This is a genomic window from Pseudomonas helleri (assembly GCF_001043025.1).
GTDB lineage: Bacteria > Pseudomonadota > Gammaproteobacteria > Pseudomonadales > Pseudomonadaceae > Aquipseudomonas > Aquipseudomonas helleri.
This window is the reverse complement of the sequence record NZ_JYLD01000002.1, coordinates 147,759-163,961: the sequence shown is the minus strand read 5'-3', so window position 1 is coordinate 163,961 and position 16,203 is coordinate 147,759. Positions and strand designations below refer to the sequence as shown.

14 protein-coding genes are annotated in these 16,203 nt (G+C 56.9%); 8 read left to right on the top strand and 6 right to left on the bottom strand.

Annotated elements, in window-relative coordinates:
• Positions 1 to 253: 253 nt before the first annotated feature.
• From cyoA to TU84_RS03395, 8 genes are all read left to right on the top strand, one after another.
• Positions 254 to 1,192: a ubiquinol oxidase subunit II gene (cyoA, locus tag TU84_RS03430; protein ID WP_048367149.1), complete on the top strand. Its 939-nt coding sequence runs from the start codon at positions 254 to 256 to the stop codon at positions 1,190 to 1,192.
• 3 nt (positions 1,193 to 1,195) lie between these two features.
• Positions 1,196 to 3,220, top strand: coding sequence for a cytochrome o ubiquinol oxidase subunit I (gene cyoB, locus TU84_RS03425; protein ID WP_048367148.1), 2,025 nt, complete (start codon positions 1,196 to 1,198; stop codon positions 3,218 to 3,220).
• 3 nt (positions 3,221 to 3,223) lie between these two features.
• The gene (locus TU84_RS03420; protein WP_048367147.1) at positions 3,224 to 3,844 is read left to right on the top strand and encodes a cytochrome o ubiquinol oxidase subunit III; all 621 of its coding nucleotides are present in this window, start codon (positions 3,224 to 3,226) and stop codon (positions 3,842 to 3,844) included.
• Positions 3,845 to 4,171, top strand: a complete 327-nt coding sequence (cyoD, locus tag TU84_RS03415) for a cytochrome o ubiquinol oxidase subunit IV (protein WP_019408632.1) — start codon at positions 3,845 to 3,847, stop codon at positions 4,169 to 4,171. It begins immediately after the preceding gene.
• Between the two features lie 10 nt (positions 4,172 to 4,181).
• Positions 4,182 to 5,069 carry a heme o synthase gene (gene cyoE, locus TU84_RS03410; protein WP_048367145.1) on the top strand — a complete coding sequence of 296 codons (888 nt, stop codon included), beginning with the start codon at positions 4,182 to 4,184 and terminating at the stop codon, positions 5,067 to 5,069.
• 294 nt (positions 5,070 to 5,363) lie between these two features.
• The gene (locus TU84_RS03405) at positions 5,364 to 7,205 is read left to right on the top strand and encodes a phospholipase effector Tle1 domain-containing protein (protein ID WP_048367144.1); all 1,842 of its coding nucleotides are present in this window, start codon (positions 5,364 to 5,366) and stop codon (positions 7,203 to 7,205) included.
• A complete protein-coding gene (locus tag TU84_RS03400; protein ID WP_048367143.1) occupies positions 7,198 to 7,854 on the top strand; it encodes a DUF2931 family protein in 657 nt (218 codons plus the stop codon). The genes TU84_RS03405 and TU84_RS03400 overlap by 8 nt, the downstream gene beginning before the upstream one ends.
• 30 nt (positions 7,855 to 7,884) lie before the next feature.
• A complete protein-coding gene (locus TU84_RS03395) occupies positions 7,885 to 8,541 on the top strand; it encodes a DUF2931 family protein (RefSeq protein ID WP_048367142.1) in 657 nt (218 codons plus the stop codon).
• A gap of 75 nt (positions 8,542 to 8,616) precedes the next feature.
• On the opposite strand, the gene TU84_RS03390 is transcribed toward TU84_RS03395, so the two are convergent.
• The 6 genes from TU84_RS03390 to TU84_RS03365 all read right to left on the bottom strand — a co-directional run bounded on the left by TU84_RS03390 (position 8,617) and on the right by TU84_RS03365 (position 16,002).
• The gene (locus TU84_RS03390; RefSeq protein WP_048367141.1) at positions 8,617 to 9,417 is read right to left on the bottom strand and encodes a hypothetical protein; all 801 of its coding nucleotides are present in this window, start codon (positions 9,415 to 9,417) and stop codon (positions 8,617 to 8,619) included.
• Positions 9,418 to 9,612: 195 nt separating this feature from the next.
• A complete protein-coding gene (locus TU84_RS03385; RefSeq protein ID WP_048367139.1) occupies positions 9,613 to 11,550 on the bottom strand; it encodes an autotransporter domain-containing protein in 1,938 nt (645 codons plus the stop codon).
• 333 nt (positions 11,551 to 11,883) lie between these two features.
• A complete protein-coding gene (locus TU84_RS03380; protein ID WP_048367138.1) occupies positions 11,884 to 12,648 on the bottom strand; it encodes an amino acid ABC transporter ATP-binding protein in 765 nt (254 codons plus the stop codon).
• A gap of 10 nt (positions 12,649 to 12,658) precedes the next feature.
• Positions 12,659 to 13,756, bottom strand: a complete 1,098-nt coding sequence (locus TU84_RS03375) for an amino acid ABC transporter permease (protein WP_048367136.1) — start codon at positions 13,754 to 13,756, stop codon at positions 12,659 to 12,661.
• Positions 13,757 to 13,766: 10 nt separating this feature from the next.
• A complete protein-coding gene (locus TU84_RS03370) occupies positions 13,767 to 14,948 on the bottom strand; it encodes an amino acid ABC transporter permease (protein ID WP_048367135.1) in 1,182 nt (393 codons plus the stop codon).
• A 70-nt stretch (positions 14,949 to 15,018) separates the two neighbouring features.
• Entirely contained in the window at positions 15,019 to 16,002 is a 984-nt protein-coding gene (locus tag TU84_RS03365) for an amino acid ABC transporter substrate-binding protein (protein ID WP_241486382.1), read from the bottom strand.
• Positions 16,003 to 16,203 lie beyond the last annotated feature (201 nt).

Sequence of the window (16,203 nt, the reverse complement as noted above, 5' to 3'; positions counted from 1 at the left end):
GTTCACAACAGGCGTCACATGCGACTCCCAGGTACTGGCAACCCTTCTAAGTTCCGCCACAAATGGAATTGTCTGTAGTAAGGCGATTGACCACGTATCGAATAAGAAATCACTGCTAACCCGGGATTGCGTATTCACCTGAAGGTGATGAGCAGGCATTTATTCAAGCCCGGAAAAGAGCCAACCCTTGGTAGGGTGAAGTGTTGGCGAAAAAAACCAACTGCATTGTGCAAGCTGTTTTAGAGGTCGTGAGATGACTAAAAAAAGGTACCCCAGACTCCTTGGCTTATTGCCACTTTTCGGCACGTTGCTGCTGGGAGGCTGCAATTGGACATTGCTCGATCCGGTGGGGCAGGTAGGGATCGAAGAGCGGAATCTGATCATCACTGCAACATTGCTGATGCTTCTGGTCGTGGTCCCGGTCATCTTGATGACCCTGATCTTCGCGTGGAAGTATCGCGCGTCGAACAAAAACGCCACATACGCTCCAAAATGGTCGCACTCCACCAAGATCGAAGTCGTGATCTGGACTGTGCCAATTCTCATCATCATCGCCCTGGGCGTGATTACGTATAAGTCGACCCACGCGCTGGACCCTTACCGTCCGCTTGAGTCCGACGTCAAGCCGGTCACCATTGAAGTGGTAGCACTGGACTGGAAATGGGTATTCATCTACCCGGAGCAAGGTATCGCTACCGTTAACAAGATCGTGTTCCCAGCCAACACGCCTGTTAACTTCCGCATTACCTCTGACTCTGTGATGAACTCGTTCTTCATTCCAGGTCTGGGTGGTCAGATCTACGCCATGGCGGGTATGACGACTAAGCTGCACTTGATTGCCAACAAAAACGCAGAGATGGATGGCATTTCGGCCAACTACAGCGGCGCTGGCTTCACTGGCATGAAATTCAAGGCGATCGCGACTTCCGAGGAAGATTTCAACGCCTGGGTAGCTGAAGTCAAAGCATCACCTAAACAGCTTGATAACGCTGAGTACGCGGCGTTGGAAAAACCAAGCGAGAACAACCCTGTAGAGCTCTACTCCACCGTTACTCCGAACCTGTTCCAGCTCATCATCGACAAGTATGAAGGGATGAACCCAGGCAAGTTCGTGAAGCACGAGAAGAAAGAAGAGTCCGGGACCCAAGGTTTGGACAACACCTCGAATTCAGCTGCCGGGGCAGAGGAGTAAACGATGTTTGGTAAATTAAGTCTGGACGCCATACCGTTCCACGAGCCGATAGTGATGGTTACCGTCGCTATGATTCTGCTCGGCGGATTGGCGCTCGTCGCTGCAATCACGTATTTCAAAAAGTGGAACTACCTGTGGTCTGAATGGCTAACGTCAGTCGACCACAAGAAAATTGGCGTGATGTACATCATCGTTGCCATGATCATGCTTCTGCGCGGCTTTGCCGACGCCGTCATGATGCGTACCCAGTTGGCCATGGCCACCGAGGGTTCACCTGGCTACTTGCCGCCTGAACACTATGACCAGATCTTCACCGCTCACGGTGTGATCATGATCATCTTCATGGCGATGCCATTCTTCACCGGCCTGATGAACCTTGCAGTGCCGCTGCAGATCGGCGCGCGTGACGTTGCCTACCCATTCCTGAACTCCCTGAGCTTCTGGCTGCTGGTATCCGGTGTGGTACTGGTCAACCTGTCGCTGGGCGTCGGCGAATTCGCCAAAACCGGTTGGGTTGCTTACCCGCCTCTGTCGGGCCTGCAGTACAGCCCTGGCGTGGGTGTGGACTACTACATCTGGGCGCTACAGTTATCAGGGCTAGGTACGACGTTAACCGGGGTGAACTTCCTGGCGACCGTGCTGAAAATGCGCGCTCCAGGCATGAAACTGATGGACATGCCGATCTTCACCTGGACCTGCACCTGGGCAAACGTTCTGATCGTGGCTTCGTTCCCGATCCTGACCGCTACCCTGGCACTGCTGACGCTTGACCGTTACCTGGATTTCCACATTTTCACCAACGAACTTGGTGGCAATCCAATGATGTACGTGAACCTGTTCTGGGCGTGGGGTCACCCTGAGGTATACATCCTCATTCTGCCGGCGTTCGGGATCTTCTCTGAAGTCATCTCGACCTTCACTGGCAAGCGTCTGTTCGGTCACCACTCGATGGTTTACGCCTCCGGTGCGATCTCGGTACTGGGCTTCATGGTTTGGCTGCACCACTTCTTCACCATGGGTTCGGGTGCCAGCGTCAACGCCTTCTTCGGTCTGGCGACGATGCTGATTTCCATCCCGACGGGTGTGAAGCTATTTAACTGGCTATTCACCATCTACCGCGGCCGTCTGCAGTTCACCAGCCAGGTCATGTGGACCTTGGGCTTCATGGTGACCTTCGCTATCGGTGGTATGACCGGCGTACTGCTGGCCATCCCGGGTGCTGACTTCGTTCTGCACAACAGCCTGTTTGTAATTGCTCACTTCCACAACGTAATCATCGGTGGCGCTGTATTCGGCTACATCGCTGGTTTCAGCTTCTACTTCCCTAAAGCGTTCGGCTTCAAACTGAACGAGAAGTGGGGCAAGGCTGCATTCTGGTTCTGGATCATCGGCTTCTTCATCGCCTTCATGCCGCTCTATGCACTGGGCTTCATGGGCATGACCCGTCGTCTGAACGCCACGACCAACCCTGAGTGGGTGCCTTACCTGTACGTTGCTGCGGTTGGTGCTGCCCTGATTGCTGTGGGTATCGCTTGCCAGTTGATCCAGCTGTACGTCTCGGTTCGTGACCGTAACAAACCAGAGAACGCCTGCGAATTCGGCGATCCATGGAATGGCCACACCCTGGAATGGTCGACTTCGTCGCCACCTCCGTTCTACAACTTCGCTGTTGTGCCAACCGTTCACGGTATTGACGCATTCACCGAAGCCAAAGAAGACGGTACTGCTTACAAGGCTCCGGCCAAGTACTCGCCGATCCACATGCCTAACAACACCGCTACCGGTGTGGTAATGGGCGCACTGCTGACCGTGTTCGGTTTCGCAATGATCTGGCACATCTGGTGGCTGGCTATCGCGAGCCTCGCTGGCACCGTTGTGTACTTCGTGATACACGCTGCCCGTGATGACCAAGGCTACATGGTGCCGGTGGAAACCATCGAGCGCATCGAAGCCGAGCAGCACAAGCGTCTGTTGGCCGCCAAAGTAATTCCGGCCGACCGTGTTGAAACCAAGTTGGGGCAGGCATAAACCATGTCGAACATAGCGACCAATGCTGGACACGCCCATGACCATGGGCACGATGACCACCATCACGACGCGGGCGAGACTACCGTATTCGGTTTCTGGCTCTACCTGATGACCGACTGCATCATCTTTGCATCGCTCTTCGCGGTATACGCAGTACTGGTAGGTAACGTAGCGGGTGGCCCGTCGGGCCACGACATCTTTGAACTGCCGTACGTGCTGGGTGAAACCGCACTGCTGTTGTTCAGTTCGATCACGTATGGCTTTGCCATGCTCGCGTTCTACAAAGGCAACAAAGGCGGCGTTCTGGGCTGGTTGGCCATTACCTTCCTGCTGGGTGCCGGCTTCATCGGCATGGAAATCAACGAATTCCACCTGTTGATCTCCGAAGGTTACGGTCCGCACCGTAGCGGCTTCTTGTCGGCGTTCTTCACCCTGGTTGGTACCCACGGTCTGCACGTGACCTGCGGTCTGATCTGGATGGCGATCATGATGTATCAGGTCAACCAACACGGCCTGACTTCGACCAACAAAACGCGTCTGAGCTGCCTGAGCTTGTTCTGGCACTTCCTGGACGTGGTGTGGATCTGCGTATTCACCGTTGTTTACCTGATGGGGACTCTGTAAATGGCTAACGCACATTCTGACGGCGCGAACCACGGCAGCGTGAAGTCCTACGCAACTGGCTTCATCTTGTCGGTGATCCTGACCGCAATTCCGTTTTGGCTGGTGATGAACCCGATCCTCGCCAAATCGACCACTCTGGCGATCGTTCTGTTGACCGCAGTGATCCAGGTTGTTGTTCACCTGGTGTACTTCCTGCACATGGACCGTTCCCCGGAGCAACGCAACAGCGTTGCAGCGCTGGTCTTCTCGGCGCTGGTTATTGTTCTGCTGGTGGGCTTGTCCCTGTGGATTATGTTCAGCATCCACGCTGAAATGATGGCGAAGTGAGGTAAACCCGATGTCCTTTAAGCACTTTATCCAAATCACCAAACCGGGGATCATTTTCGGTAACGTGCTTTCTGTGGCAGGTGGGTTCTTCCTGGCCTCGAAGGGGCATTTTGATCTTGCCCTGTTCCTGGCTGCGGTGATTGGCACCTCCTTGGTGGTGGCGTCCGGTTGCGTGTTTAACAACTGCATCGACCGTGACATCGACATCAAGATGGACCGCACCAAAAACCGCGTACTGGTGCAAGGCCTGATCTCGGCCAAGGTGGCGTTGCTTTACGCCACCTTGCTGGGGGTTGCAGGGCTTGTGCTGCTGTATCGCGTGGCCAACCCGCTGGCGGCCTTGTTCGCCGCGATTGGCTTCGTGATCTACGTCGGTTTGTACAGCCTGTACTTTAAGCGCAAGTCGGTACACGGCACGCTTATCGGCAGCCTGTCGGGTGCAATGCCACCGGTTATTGGTTACGTCGCCGTGAGCAATCACTTCGACATGGCCGCACTGACTTTGCTGGTGATGTTCAGCCTGTGGCAGATGCCGCATTCGTACGCTATCGCGATCTTCCGCTTCAATGATTACCTGGCCGCATCGATTCCGGTGTTGCCAGTGAAGCGCGGGATCAAAGTGGCCAAGAAGCACATCCTGCTTTATATCCTCGCGTTCCTGATCGCGACCCTGATGCTCACCCTCGGCGGTTACGCCGGCATGAGCTACATGGCCGTGGCAGCCGCGATGGGCATGTACTGGCTGTACATGGCGTGGACCGGCTACAAAGCCGTCGACGACAAGGTCTGGGCACGCAAGCTGTTCGTGTTCTCGATCTTCACCATCACCGCCCTGAGCGTCATGATGTCCCTGGACTTCAAAGTGCCGACCGAGTTGCTGCTGACTTACGCGCACTAAGCCACCAGGCTTAAAAAACCCCGCCTTCGGAAGAAGCGCGGGGTTTTTTTATGGCGGTTGAAAACCCATCAGTCATGGATGCAGGCATATGGCTGGGGGGAAATCTTCGGAAAGCTACGCGTACTACAAACCAAACGGATCCTTCTGACAGGGTAGTTCCGCACCCCCTCGGCATACTGGCTGGGCGCCGCTAACTGGCAATTTGACAGTTAGCGGGCACTCAACCTTCCACCACCAGGATGCCGACATGCCCCTATTACACAACAACGCTCACGCCTTGCCCGGTGCCTGCGTATGAAGCGCATGAATATCACCGTCGGGTCCAGGACCACGGTGGGTGGCGTGGTGGTGACCGGCTGGGAACTGATGACAATCAATGACCAGATACTGGCCCGCGAAGGTGACAGCATCGAGTGCCCGGTGTGTGGCAGCACAGGCGTTATCGTACTGTGTGGTCCGCGCCATGACGAATTGCTGGGAGGGCGGCAAGCCGCGCTGGAAGGGGATTTGTGCCAGTGCCTGTGCCGCCCTGCGCCGCGACTGATCCCTGACCAATACATCAGAGGCCAAGTGCTGGGAGATGCCAGAGGGCCACAGCAGAGTTACATGGAGTATTTGGCTCAGTGGCCCGAATCGCCGGCACCTAAAAAAACAGCCCCCGCCAGTGCCAATCCCGAGCTGGAAGAAGAGGACGAAGAAGAGGAACTGGAATCCGGCATCACCTTGCATGTAGGCTTGTTCTTCGATGGCACCGGGAATAACCAGGGCAACAGCGAGGCGGCGCGAGGTTGCCTGGCCATTAGCTTGGGTATAGGTGAACAGGAAGGCGCGGATATACGTCAGCATTGCGCGAGCTTTGGCTTTGACGGTAAAGGAAACTCGCCGGATAACAGCTATACCAACGATGTCACCAATGTGGCGCGGCTTTATGACTTGTATCCGGATCATGCGGATATGCAATTGCCGCAGGAAGCGGAAGAGGCTTTTTTAAAGGTCTACCTCGAAGGCATCGGTACAGTCACCGGGCAAGCTGACTCGGTCTATGGCCAGGCCAGCGGTCAAGGCAGCACTGGTATTGTGGCGCGAGTTGAGCAAGCACCTGCCCTGATTTTGGAGCAGATTCGAAGGCTGCAAGACAACAATCCCGGCCTGACCATTTGGCGAATCGTTATCGACCTGTTTGGCTTCAGTCGCGGGGCTGCTGCCGCACGGCATTGCGCCAATGATCTGGTGAAGGGGGCTGACAGTTTGTTGGCCAAAGCCTTGCCCGCCGGGTCACCCTTGCTAGTGGCCAGCTTCAAATGGCGCCACCGAACAGATTTCAACCTCAACTTTATCGGCCTGTTTGATACGGTACCTGGGGTGGTTGCACCTTTAAGCGGCGACTTTAGCCCGCACAACGCCAGTAACCCGGGCCTTGACCTGTACCTTGCGCCCGGCATTGCACGCCATGTGGTGCAATTTGTGGCGCGCCATGAATATCGTCATAACTTCTCACTGGTTCGTACCGACAATGACATCGAGCTGCCCGGTGTCCACTCCGATCTTGGTGGCGGTTATTTGCCTCTGGCTACCGAAAAAGTGCTGCTGAGTAAACCCCAGAGCAGTCAGGTGCCTGTCGACATGCCAGAAACCTCCACGGTCGCTTATGACCGAGCCCGACAGCTCATGGGGGTAATGCTGCCGGACATGGAGCCCTATCTGCAGCGCTGGAGTATCGACACATGGGCGGTGGTTCTGCCTTACAACAAACGCCGTGACATGTTTGCCGAGAAGCGCGTGTATGCCGCCCTTCGCAGTGAGCGGCAAGTGCATGGGCAGTTGTCACTGATTTACTTGCGGGCCATGCGCGAGCTGGGTATACGAAACGGGGTTCCTTTCAAGGGCGTTCCCGAGACCCCGGCATTTGCCTTGCCGGCAGACCTGCACACTATCGCTGTAAAGCTTCAGGCGTACGCCGTTGGCGACAGCTTTCCCGGACTGACCCATGAAGAGGTGGCTTTACTACAGCGCAAATACATCCACTTGTCAGGCAATTGGAATGCTGCCAGCGGCAAGAACAACAGCGACATTGAGGTGCTCTTTATTAATCGGCCGGCTACGGGCGGTAAACGGGCGGTGCATCCCAATGAGTAAATTCAAGCTGCTATGGGTGTGCGCTGTGTTTGGGTTGATGGTGGGCTGTGCCAAGGGCAGTCATGGGCTGCCCTATGATGGCTGGCGGCTTGGACTGTTTGCTCCCAACTATATGGAAGTGTGGATCGAAACCGCAGATGCGGTGGATGTGCGAGACCGTGTCTTCAGGCGTGCCATGAGCGGAGTGGCCGCAATTCAGACTCCTAAAAACCTTAAAGGTAATCCTCGTGGTTGGCCTAGCTACCCCGGTTGGGGGGCCGGCAAGTATGTTTACGGGGCTGCGGTACCACGCCTCATCTATGTGCGCTGGCAATCATTGGTGGAGCCACAAACCTACGAGGTTTATATCGTGATCCCCGAAGCTATTCAGCAGTCCATGGTCAAGCCTGAAAAAGCTTTTTGTGCCGCCGATGCCAAATGGATCACCGGTTACCGTAAAGGGGTGACGGTAGGGTTGGCCCCCGGCGGTATTGCCAAAGTGTGGATTTCAGGCCCTTGCGTCAGCCCAATCGAAGTGGCCAGGGTTCAGGGCGAAGTCGTTAAGGAAGGGCCTTCTGGCGGCCAGACTAATGGCAAATATGCCTTGCCGTTAGAGCCAGAAACAAAAGCCTACATCGAAAAATACGGGGTGCCTTATGGCTCTTGGTAAAGGGCCGCCGCACACGTGCGGAGCATCCCAATGACTACATTCAAGCTGCTATGGGTATGGGGTGTGTTTGGGTTGATGGTGGGCTGTGCCAAGGGCAGCAATGGGTTGCCCTATGACGCATGGCGCTTAGGGCTGGGAGCCCCCGATTACATGGAAGTATGGATCGAAACCGCAGATGCGGTTGATGTGCGGGACCGTGAATTCAGGCGAGCTATGAGCGGAATAGCCGCTATCAATACACCTAAAAACCTCAATGGTAATCCTCGTGGCTGGCCCAGCTATCCGGGCTGGGGCAAAGGTAAGTATGTTTACGGAGCTGCGGTACCACGCCTGATCTATGTGCGCTGGCAATCACTGGTGGAGCCGCAAACCTACGAGGCTTATATCGTGATCCCCGAAGCCATTCAGCAGGCCATGGTCAAGCCTGAAAAAGCTTTTTGTGCCGCCGATGCCAAATGGATCACCGGTTACCGCAATGGCGTGACCGTAGGATTGGCCCCCGGCGGTATTGCCAAAGTGTGGATTTCAGGCCCTTGCGTCAGCCCAATCGAAGTGACCAGGGTTCAGGGCGAAGTCGTTAAGGAAGGGCCTTCAGGCGGCCAGACTAATGGCAAATATGCCTTGCCGTTAGAGCCAGAAACAAAAGCCTACATCGAAAAATACGGGGTGCCTTATGGCTCTTGGTAACGAGCCACCGAGGCGACACTGCGGTGTTCAGCAGCGGATGACTCACTACGCGCCACTGACCATGGCTTTAGCGTGTTAGTGCGCGACAGGGTTTGTGTCAGCTTTCAAGCCCGCCTTCCAGGGCGTGTATTCAATTCGGCGCACCAGGCTGGTCAAACCCGTGGCCTTGAAGCCCGGCATGGCGCTCATGTCGGTCTGTTTGCAGCGGGCGATCAGTGCGCGGAGTAAAACATCGTCCTGTTTGAACTCGGCCCGGCGCAGTACATGAGGGGCAAGGCTGGCCGCGCATTCCTGTACATGGCCACTGTTGTCGGTCATGACGATCAGCGTTGCAACACCGATGCTGTCGACAGGCAGCGGTGCGAACAGTTGCCGGTACAGAAAATCGTCTTGCGCCTTGGCTTGCACGGCCTCGTCGCGTTTGAGGCGTTGCTCGTCGCTCATCCCGGTCAGTGGGCCAACCGCTATCGGCGCAACCACTGTTGCCGTGCGCTTCTTTGGGTTGATTAATGACGATGGCAACTCGGGGAGTACGGCCGTCCAGCAGATTGGCAGCAGGTCTTTGGCCAGTTTTGCGTTGTAAGGGTAGAGTTTCGGGTCGAATTTGCGGTTGATCTGGGTGTCGCAACCGATCACCCGATTATGTTCATCCAGGGTGATTTTCAGATTAAAACTGCCAGTGCGGCCCTCGGTATTGGCCAGATTGCCTGCAGGGCGCAGCACCCTGGTCATCAGCACTTCGTACAGTGCGCGTTGCCGGGCCTGTTCATTTTCCTGCGTGGGAGTGAGCGTAGTCGCGCTGGTATCCGTGGCAGTGGACTGGCAGCCCGCCAGCAGCAGGCCAGCAAGCGTGAGGGGGAATGCGCGTTTGAACATGACGATCCTTGTGCGAGAGACAGGCCCGGTCGAGTGTTTGTCGACGTTTAGCGGGCCGCAGTCTATCGCAGTCAGGATGCTTCATGCACATGAGATCTATTCGTATTTGTTGGGGCGTGGCGCCATCGTCGTTTGAGGTCGAACGCGGGCCTGCAAGCCGGAGGCGCCTGAGCGCCCCCGGTTAACCGCAATGGATCAGAACAACCATTGGGCGCCGATGGAGTAGCCGGTTTGGCTGCCTTCATCGTTGCCCAGGCGGCCATTGATCTCGGCATACAGGCCCAGTTGCGGGGTGATGGCGAGTTGGCTGCCGAGCTGGGCGCGGGCATAGCTCTTGTCGACGCTGCCCAGGTGCGCGCCGCGTGCCTGGCCGTCGGCGCGGCTGGTGAGGAGGATGTCATCCAGACGCCCGTCGCCCATTTCCTTGACCCAGGCGATGTCGCCGTAAGGTTGCAGGCTCATACCGGCCGGCAGGTCGAACGTGCCGCGTGCACGCCAACCGAGGCTGGCTTGCACAGAGTCGAAGCTCTGCTCTTCGTAGCTCAGGGCGGTGCGCAGGTCTTGTTTCTCGTGGAACGTGTCGATGCGGTAGTGGCTGTAATCCAGGCCTGCAAACGGGCCGCTTTTGAGCGCGCCGAAATCAAAGTCATAGCCGCCGATCACGCGGGCACCCAGGCTGAGTGCGTCCGTCTTGCCGGTCAGTTTCTGGCTCAGCAGCACAGGGCCGCCGTTGGCCTGAATCACCAGATTACGTTTGCTGTCGAACTGGGTAGTGCCAGCGCTCAAGTCACCGGCCAGCCAGAGTGGGCCGCCATCGTTGAGCAAGGCGTAGACCGCTGCCTGCCAGCTTTCGCTGTCGAGTTTGCCGCCGCGTTCCAGTTTGTCGCGCCCGTTCAGGTAGCTCAGGCTGGCGCCTACGCTCAGGCTGGAAGTCAGTTGGTAGTCGCCCAACGCATGCAAACCAAGACGGCGACCTTCGTTGAACGGCCCGCTGTCTGCGCTGTACTGGCCATCGATACCGATTTCGCCATCAAAACTGCCGACGTCGCGGCTGGCCGCTTGCAGCGTCAGCCAGCGGCGATCCAGCAGATTGACCTGGGCCTGATGCTGGCGTTGCAGGTTGTCTTGCTGAGCGCGTGCGACCGCGCCGCCCGAAGCGGTGGAAGCCATCAAGTCAGCGTTGGTCAACTCCAGCACCAGTCGGCTGAGCAGTCGCGAATAGTCGCGCAGGCGCTGGTCGATGCGTTCCTGGCCGAAGGCGTTGGTGAGCACGGCTTCGTTATCTTTCTTCGGGTCATGCCAGGTCGAGCCGCCAGGAATGGCCGGGTTATCGGTCTGGGTGTAGCCGTCCAGATCCCCCAGTTCCCAGTTGGTGGCTTCGACGTAGAGCACCGGGATATTCAGCTTTTCAAACGATTCGCCATCACTGCAGCAGCCGGTGCCAGCCGGGTAGGCGGCATCGAGGCCAGGGTTGCTGAACAGGTTGATGTTGAGTTCTTTGGCGAGCTTGAACGCGTGCTCACGCAATGAGGCCAGGCCCGGATTGCTGACGCTGTTTTTACCCGAGTGGGCGTACATCATGTCGCCGGTAATCAGGCTGTCGAGGTTAATCATGGCCAGCATGTTCTCGCGCTGGCTGGCGCTCAAACTGTTGACGAAGGCTTTGGAGCCTTGCAAGCCTTCTTCTTCAGCACCAAAACCAATCACTTGCAGGCCGTATTCGAGCGGTACGCCGTTGAGGTTACGAGCGATTTCGGTGAGCACGCTGGCGCCAGAACCGTTGTCATCCAGACCTTGCAGGGTCGGGCGGCCAAAGTACGTGTCGAAATGCGCACCGACCACCACGTATTGCGGTTTAGTGCCCGCCGCGTAGGCCACTACGTTTTGCGAGCTGCGACTGTTACCGGCCCCCCAGGAAAAATCCTGGCGGCTGATGCTGTACGCATCGCCCATCTGGCTTTGCATCCAGTCGGCGGCACCGGCAAAGTTGGCCGTGCCCCGGTAGCGGCCGGGGTAGTCGTTAATCAGCTTATCGAGGGTAGTTGCAGCATGTTCGCCGTAGTTATAGGCATGGCCTTGAGTTGACAGCAGGGCGCCGGCAACGCTGACAGCGAGTGCGAGGGGTTTGATCACAACGTCTTCCTTGGAGTTATTAGAGGTTTAGCGATTTATCCTGTTGCAGGATGTGCGCCCTCTATTGGGCGTGTACGGCAGATTGGCGCACTGTATTAATCCTTTGTCGCTCCTGTATAAACGGGCGCACTTTTTTGCGCCCTGACACGATTTTTTAAATCAGGGCGTGACTCAAAATCGGGCAGGATTATGCGGCAGTGATGCGAAAAGTAGCACTGTGCTATCGGCTGTTCAGCCCATAAACGTCTGTAGGAGCGAGCTTGTCTCGCGATCTTTTGATCTTAAAAGATCGCGAGACAAGCTCGCTCCTACAGGGGAATACAACCTATGGCATCAATGCAATATCTGGCTCAAGAACAGCCGGGTCCGTTCATTTTGCGGGTTATCGAAGAAGGCATCAGGCGCGGCCTGCTCGACGATTCCACCTTTGTCCATGAAGATCACCCGGTCAGCCACGGTGCGGGCAAAGCCCATTTCATGGGTCACACAGAGCATGGTCATGCCGTCTTCGGCCAAACCAATCATGGTGTCCAGAACCTCTTTGACCATTTCCGGGTCCAGTGCTGACGTTGGCTCATCGAACAGCATGATTTTGGGCTTCATGCACAAGGCGCGGGCGATGGCCACGCGCTGCTGTTGGCCGCCAGACAACTGGCCGGGGTACTTGTGGGCCTGCTCCGGAATACGCACGCGCTCCAGATAATGCATGGCGATTTCTTCGGCCTGGCGCTTGGGCATCTTGCGTACCCACATCGGCGCCAGCGTGCAGTTTTGCAAAATGGTCAGGTGCGGGAAGAGGTTGAAGTGCTGGAACACCATGCCCACTTCACGGCGAATCGCTTCGATCTGTTTGAGGTCGTTGGTCAGTTCCACGCCATCGACCACGATGCGGCCTTGCTGGTGCTCTTCAAGGCGATTAAGGCAGCGGATGGTGGTGGATTTACCCGAACCCGACGGGCCGCACAGCACAATTCGCTCGCCCTGGTTGACGTTCAGGTTGATGTCTTTCAACACGTGGAACTGGCTGTACCACTTGTTGACGTCCTGCATCTGGATAATCCCGGCAGGGCTGACAGGGTGTTTGATTGCTTCATTCATCGCAGAACTCCTAACGCTTATGACCGGTGTCGAGCTTGCGTTCCAAATGCATGGAGTAGCGCGACATGCCAAAACAGAACATCCAGAACACCAGGGCGGCAAACACATAGCCTTCAGTGGCCATGCCCAGCCATTTAGGGTCGGCGGCGGCTTGCTTGACGCTGTTGAGCAGGTCAAACAGACCGATGATGATCACAAGGCTCGTGTCCTTGAACAGCGCAATAAAGGTGTTCACGATGCCCGGAATCACCAGCTTCAAGGCTTGCGGCAAAATCACCAGACCCATGCTGCGCCAGTAACCCAGGCCCATCGCTGCGGCTGCTTCGTACTGGCCTTTGGGGATGGCTTGCAGACCGCCGCGCACCACTTCAGCCACGTAGGCCGACTGGAACAGAATCACGCCAATCAGCGCCCGCAGCAGCTTGTCGAAGTTCATGCCTTCGGGCAGGAACAACGGCAGCATCACCGACGACATAAACAGCACCGTGATCAATGGCACGCCGCGCCAGAACTCGATGAAGGTCACGCACACCACGCGAATCGCCGGCATGTTCGAACGGCGCCCCAATGCCAGCACGATGCCTAAAGGCAACGCGCCTGCAATGCCGACGGTGGCGATCACCAGTGTCAGCATCAGGCCGCCCCACTGGCTGGTCGACACGCTGGTCAGGCCCCAATAACCGCCATGCAGCAGGGTGAAGGCCAGAACCGGGTACACCACCAGAAAGCCCACGCCGTAAATGGCCTTGTGCGTAAAGCGAGAGATAAACAACGGCGCCGCGCCGATGACGGCCAGCCACACGGTCAGGTCGACGCGCCAGCGCAGGTCAGCGGGGTAGTAGCCATACATGAACTGCCCGAAGCGCTGCTGAATGAACACCCAGCAGGCGCCTGACCGGGTGCAGTCGGCGCGGGTGCTGCCTGTCCAGTTCGCGTCAAGGATCGTCCACTGCACCAGCGGCGGCACTGTCAGGTACAGCAGGTAGAACGCCAGCAACGTCAGCAGGGTGTTGAAAGCACCGCTGAACAAGTGGGTACGCATCCATGCGATGGGGCCGAACACCTTGTTCGGGGGCGGCAGGTCGGGTTTGAAATGATGAGTCGTCATGGCCGTCTCCTTAGCGTTCGATCAGCGCGATGCGTTTGTTGTAAACGTTCATCAGCAAAGAAATGCTGATGCTGATCGCCAGGTACACGCTCATGGTGATCGCAATGACTTCAATGGCCTGGCCGGTCTGGTTGAGCACCGTTCCGGCAAACAACGAAACCATTTCCGGATAGCCGATCCCGGCCGCCAAAGACGAGTTTTTTGCCAGGTTGAGGTATTGGCTGGTCAGCGGCGGAATGATCACCCGCAGGGCTTGCGGGATGATCACCTTGCGCAGCGTCGGCCCGGGGCGCAGGCCCAGGGAGCGTGCGGCTTCGGTCTGGCCGTGGCTGACCGAGGTGATGCCCGAGCGCACGATCTCGGCGATAAACGCTGCGGTGTACACCGTCAGGGCCAGGGTAAGCGCCAGCAGCTCCGGGATCAGCACCCAGCCACCGACAAAGTTGAAACCCTTGAGCTCGGGCATTTCCCACTGCAGCGGCGCGCCAAAAATCAGCGCGCATGCCCCGGGAATCACCAGCAGCAAGCCCAGCCCGGCCCAGAACTTATGAAACGGTTGGCCGGTGGCTTCAAAGTGTTGGTTGGCCCGGCGCACCATCAAGCCGACAGTAACGAGGGCAAGCAGCACGCTGCATGCAAATGGCCAAAAGCCGTCAGCGGCCAGCGCCGCGGGCATGTTCAGACCCCGGCTGCTGACAAAGAAGGTGTCATTGAAGTTATGGCTATTGCGCGGTCCTGGCATGCTCAGGAACACCGCGAAGTACCAGAACAGGATTTGCAGCAGCGGCGGAATGTTACGGAACACTTCCACATACACCGTCGCCAGCTTGTTGATCATCCAGTTGGGGGACAAACGCGCCACGCCGATGATGAAGCCGAGGAGGGTGGCCAGCACCACGCCAATCACCGTCACCAGCAAGGTGTTGAGCAAGCCGATGACAAAGACTCTGGCATAGCTGTCCGATTCTTTGTAATCGATTAAATGCTGCGCGATACCGAAACCGGCACTGCGCTCAAGAAACTCGAAACCCGAGGTGATCCCTCGGTGTTGCAGGTTGGTCTGGGTGTTATTGAACAGGTACCAGCCCAGTGAAACGACCGCCACAATCGTAATGATCTGAAACAGCCACTCACGCACTTTGGGATCGCTGAAGCGCAGCTTCTGCTTGGGTGCGTCGATTAGGTTTTGCATGTAATGCCCCGGAAAAAAGCAACAGAACGTCGCCCGGCGATCAACCGCCGGGCGACAACGCATTCAACGATCAGCGCACAGGCGGTGCGTATTGAATGCCGCCGTTGTTCCACAGTGCGTTTAGCCCGCGGTCAATTTGCAGAGGGCTGCCTTTGCCCAGGTTTCTCTCAAAGACTTCGCCGTAGTTGCCGACTTGTTTGACGATCTGCACCACCCAGTCCTTGCGCAACTTCAGGTCTTTGCCGTATTCGCCGTCGGCACCCAGCAGGCGGGCTACGTCGGGGTTCTTGCTGGTCTTGGCTTGAGCTTCCACGTTCTTCGACGTAATGCCCGCTTCTTCAGCGTTGAGCATGGCGTAACCCACCCAGCGCACGATGGCCAGCCAGTCGTCGTCACCGTTGCGCACGATAGGGCCCAGCGGTTCTTTGGAAATGGTTTCTGGCAGGACGACGTAATCGTCAGGGTGGGCCAGTTTGCTGCGCTGTGCGTAGAGTTGGGACTTGTCGGAACTCAGTACGTCACAGCGGCCGGACTCCAGCGACTTGGCGCTTTCATCGGAGGTGTCGAAGGTGATCGGGCTGTACTTCAGCTTATTAGCGCGAAAGTAGTCGGACACGTTCAGCTCGGTAGTGGTCCCGGCGAGGATGCACAGGGTTGCTCCGTCCAGCTCCTTGGCACTTTTTACACCGAGCTTTTTGTTGACCAAAAAACCAACGCCGTCGTAGTAGGCGATAAACCCCGGGAATTTCATGCCCATTCCTGCATCGCGGGAGCTGGTCATGGTGGTGTTGCGCGACAAGATGTCGATTTCGCCCGATTGCAGGGCAGTGAAACGCTCCTTGGCATTTAACTGGCTGAATTTGACCTTGCTGGCGTCACCAAACACGGCGGCAGCCACCGCGCGGCAGACGTCAGCGTCGATCCCCAGGATCTTGCCGTGGGCATCCGGTACCGAGAAGCCCGGTAAACCATCGGAGACACCGCATTGGATAAACCCTTTCTTCTGGATGGCGTCCAGTGTGGCGCCCGCCGAGGCGCCACTGGCAAGACCCATCAGGGACGTGGCGGCGAGTGTGAGCCCAGCAAGTTTCAATCTATTCATTCCAATGCCTCAAGTGATGTTTCATTGTTGTTATCGGATGCTTGAGTGTCTTCGCGTTCAAATAAGTGTTGAGCGAAGTAAGTGCCAGCCTCATTAAATGTGCGGCACTAAGTCAATGAAGGTTTAAATGGGCTAGCCAAGAGCGTTTTTTAT

What these genes read in the sequence shown, in the direction of transcription:
- cyoD (WP_019408632.1), top strand. Translation starts at nt 3,845, where the DNA reads ATGGCTAACGCACATTCTGACGGCGCGAACCACGGCAGCGTGAAGTCC.
- TU84_RS03380 (WP_048367138.1), bottom strand. Translation starts at nt 12,648, where the DNA reads ATGAATGAAGCAATCAAACACCCTGTCAGCCCTGCCGGGATTATCCAG.
- cyoB (WP_048367148.1), top strand. Translation starts at nt 1,196, where the DNA reads ATGTTTGGTAAATTAAGTCTGGACGCCATACCGTTCCACGAGCCGATA.
- TU84_RS03390 (WP_048367141.1), bottom strand. Translation starts at nt 9,417, where the DNA reads ATGTTCAAACGCGCATTCCCCCTCACGCTTGCTGGCCTGCTGCTGGCG.
- TU84_RS03395 (WP_048367142.1), top strand. Translation starts at nt 7,885, where the DNA reads ATGACTACATTCAAGCTGCTATGGGTATGGGGTGTGTTTGGGTTGATG.
- TU84_RS03400 (WP_048367143.1), top strand. Translation starts at nt 7,198, where the DNA reads ATGAGTAAATTCAAGCTGCTATGGGTGTGCGCTGTGTTTGGGTTGATG.
- TU84_RS03420 (WP_048367147.1), top strand. Translation starts at nt 3,224, where the DNA reads ATGTCGAACATAGCGACCAATGCTGGACACGCCCATGACCATGGGCAC.
- TU84_RS03365 (WP_241486382.1), bottom strand. Translation starts at nt 16,002, where the DNA reads ATGGGTCTTGCCAGTGGCGCCTCGGCGGGCGCCACACTGGACGCCATC.
- TU84_RS03405 (WP_048367144.1), top strand. Translation starts at nt 5,364, where the DNA reads ATGAAGCGCATGAATATCACCGTCGGGTCCAGGACCACGGTGGGTGGC.
- cyoE (WP_048367145.1), top strand. Translation starts at nt 4,182, where the DNA reads ATGTCCTTTAAGCACTTTATCCAAATCACCAAACCGGGGATCATTTTC.
- TU84_RS03375 (WP_048367136.1), bottom strand. Translation starts at nt 13,756, where the DNA reads ATGACGACTCATCATTTCAAACCCGACCTGCCGCCCCCGAACAAGGTG.
- TU84_RS03370 (WP_048367135.1), bottom strand. Translation starts at nt 14,948, where the DNA reads ATGCAAAACCTAATCGACGCACCCAAGCAGAAGCTGCGCTTCAGCGAT.
- cyoA (WP_048367149.1), top strand. Translation starts at nt 254, where the DNA reads ATGACTAAAAAAAGGTACCCCAGACTCCTTGGCTTATTGCCACTTTTC.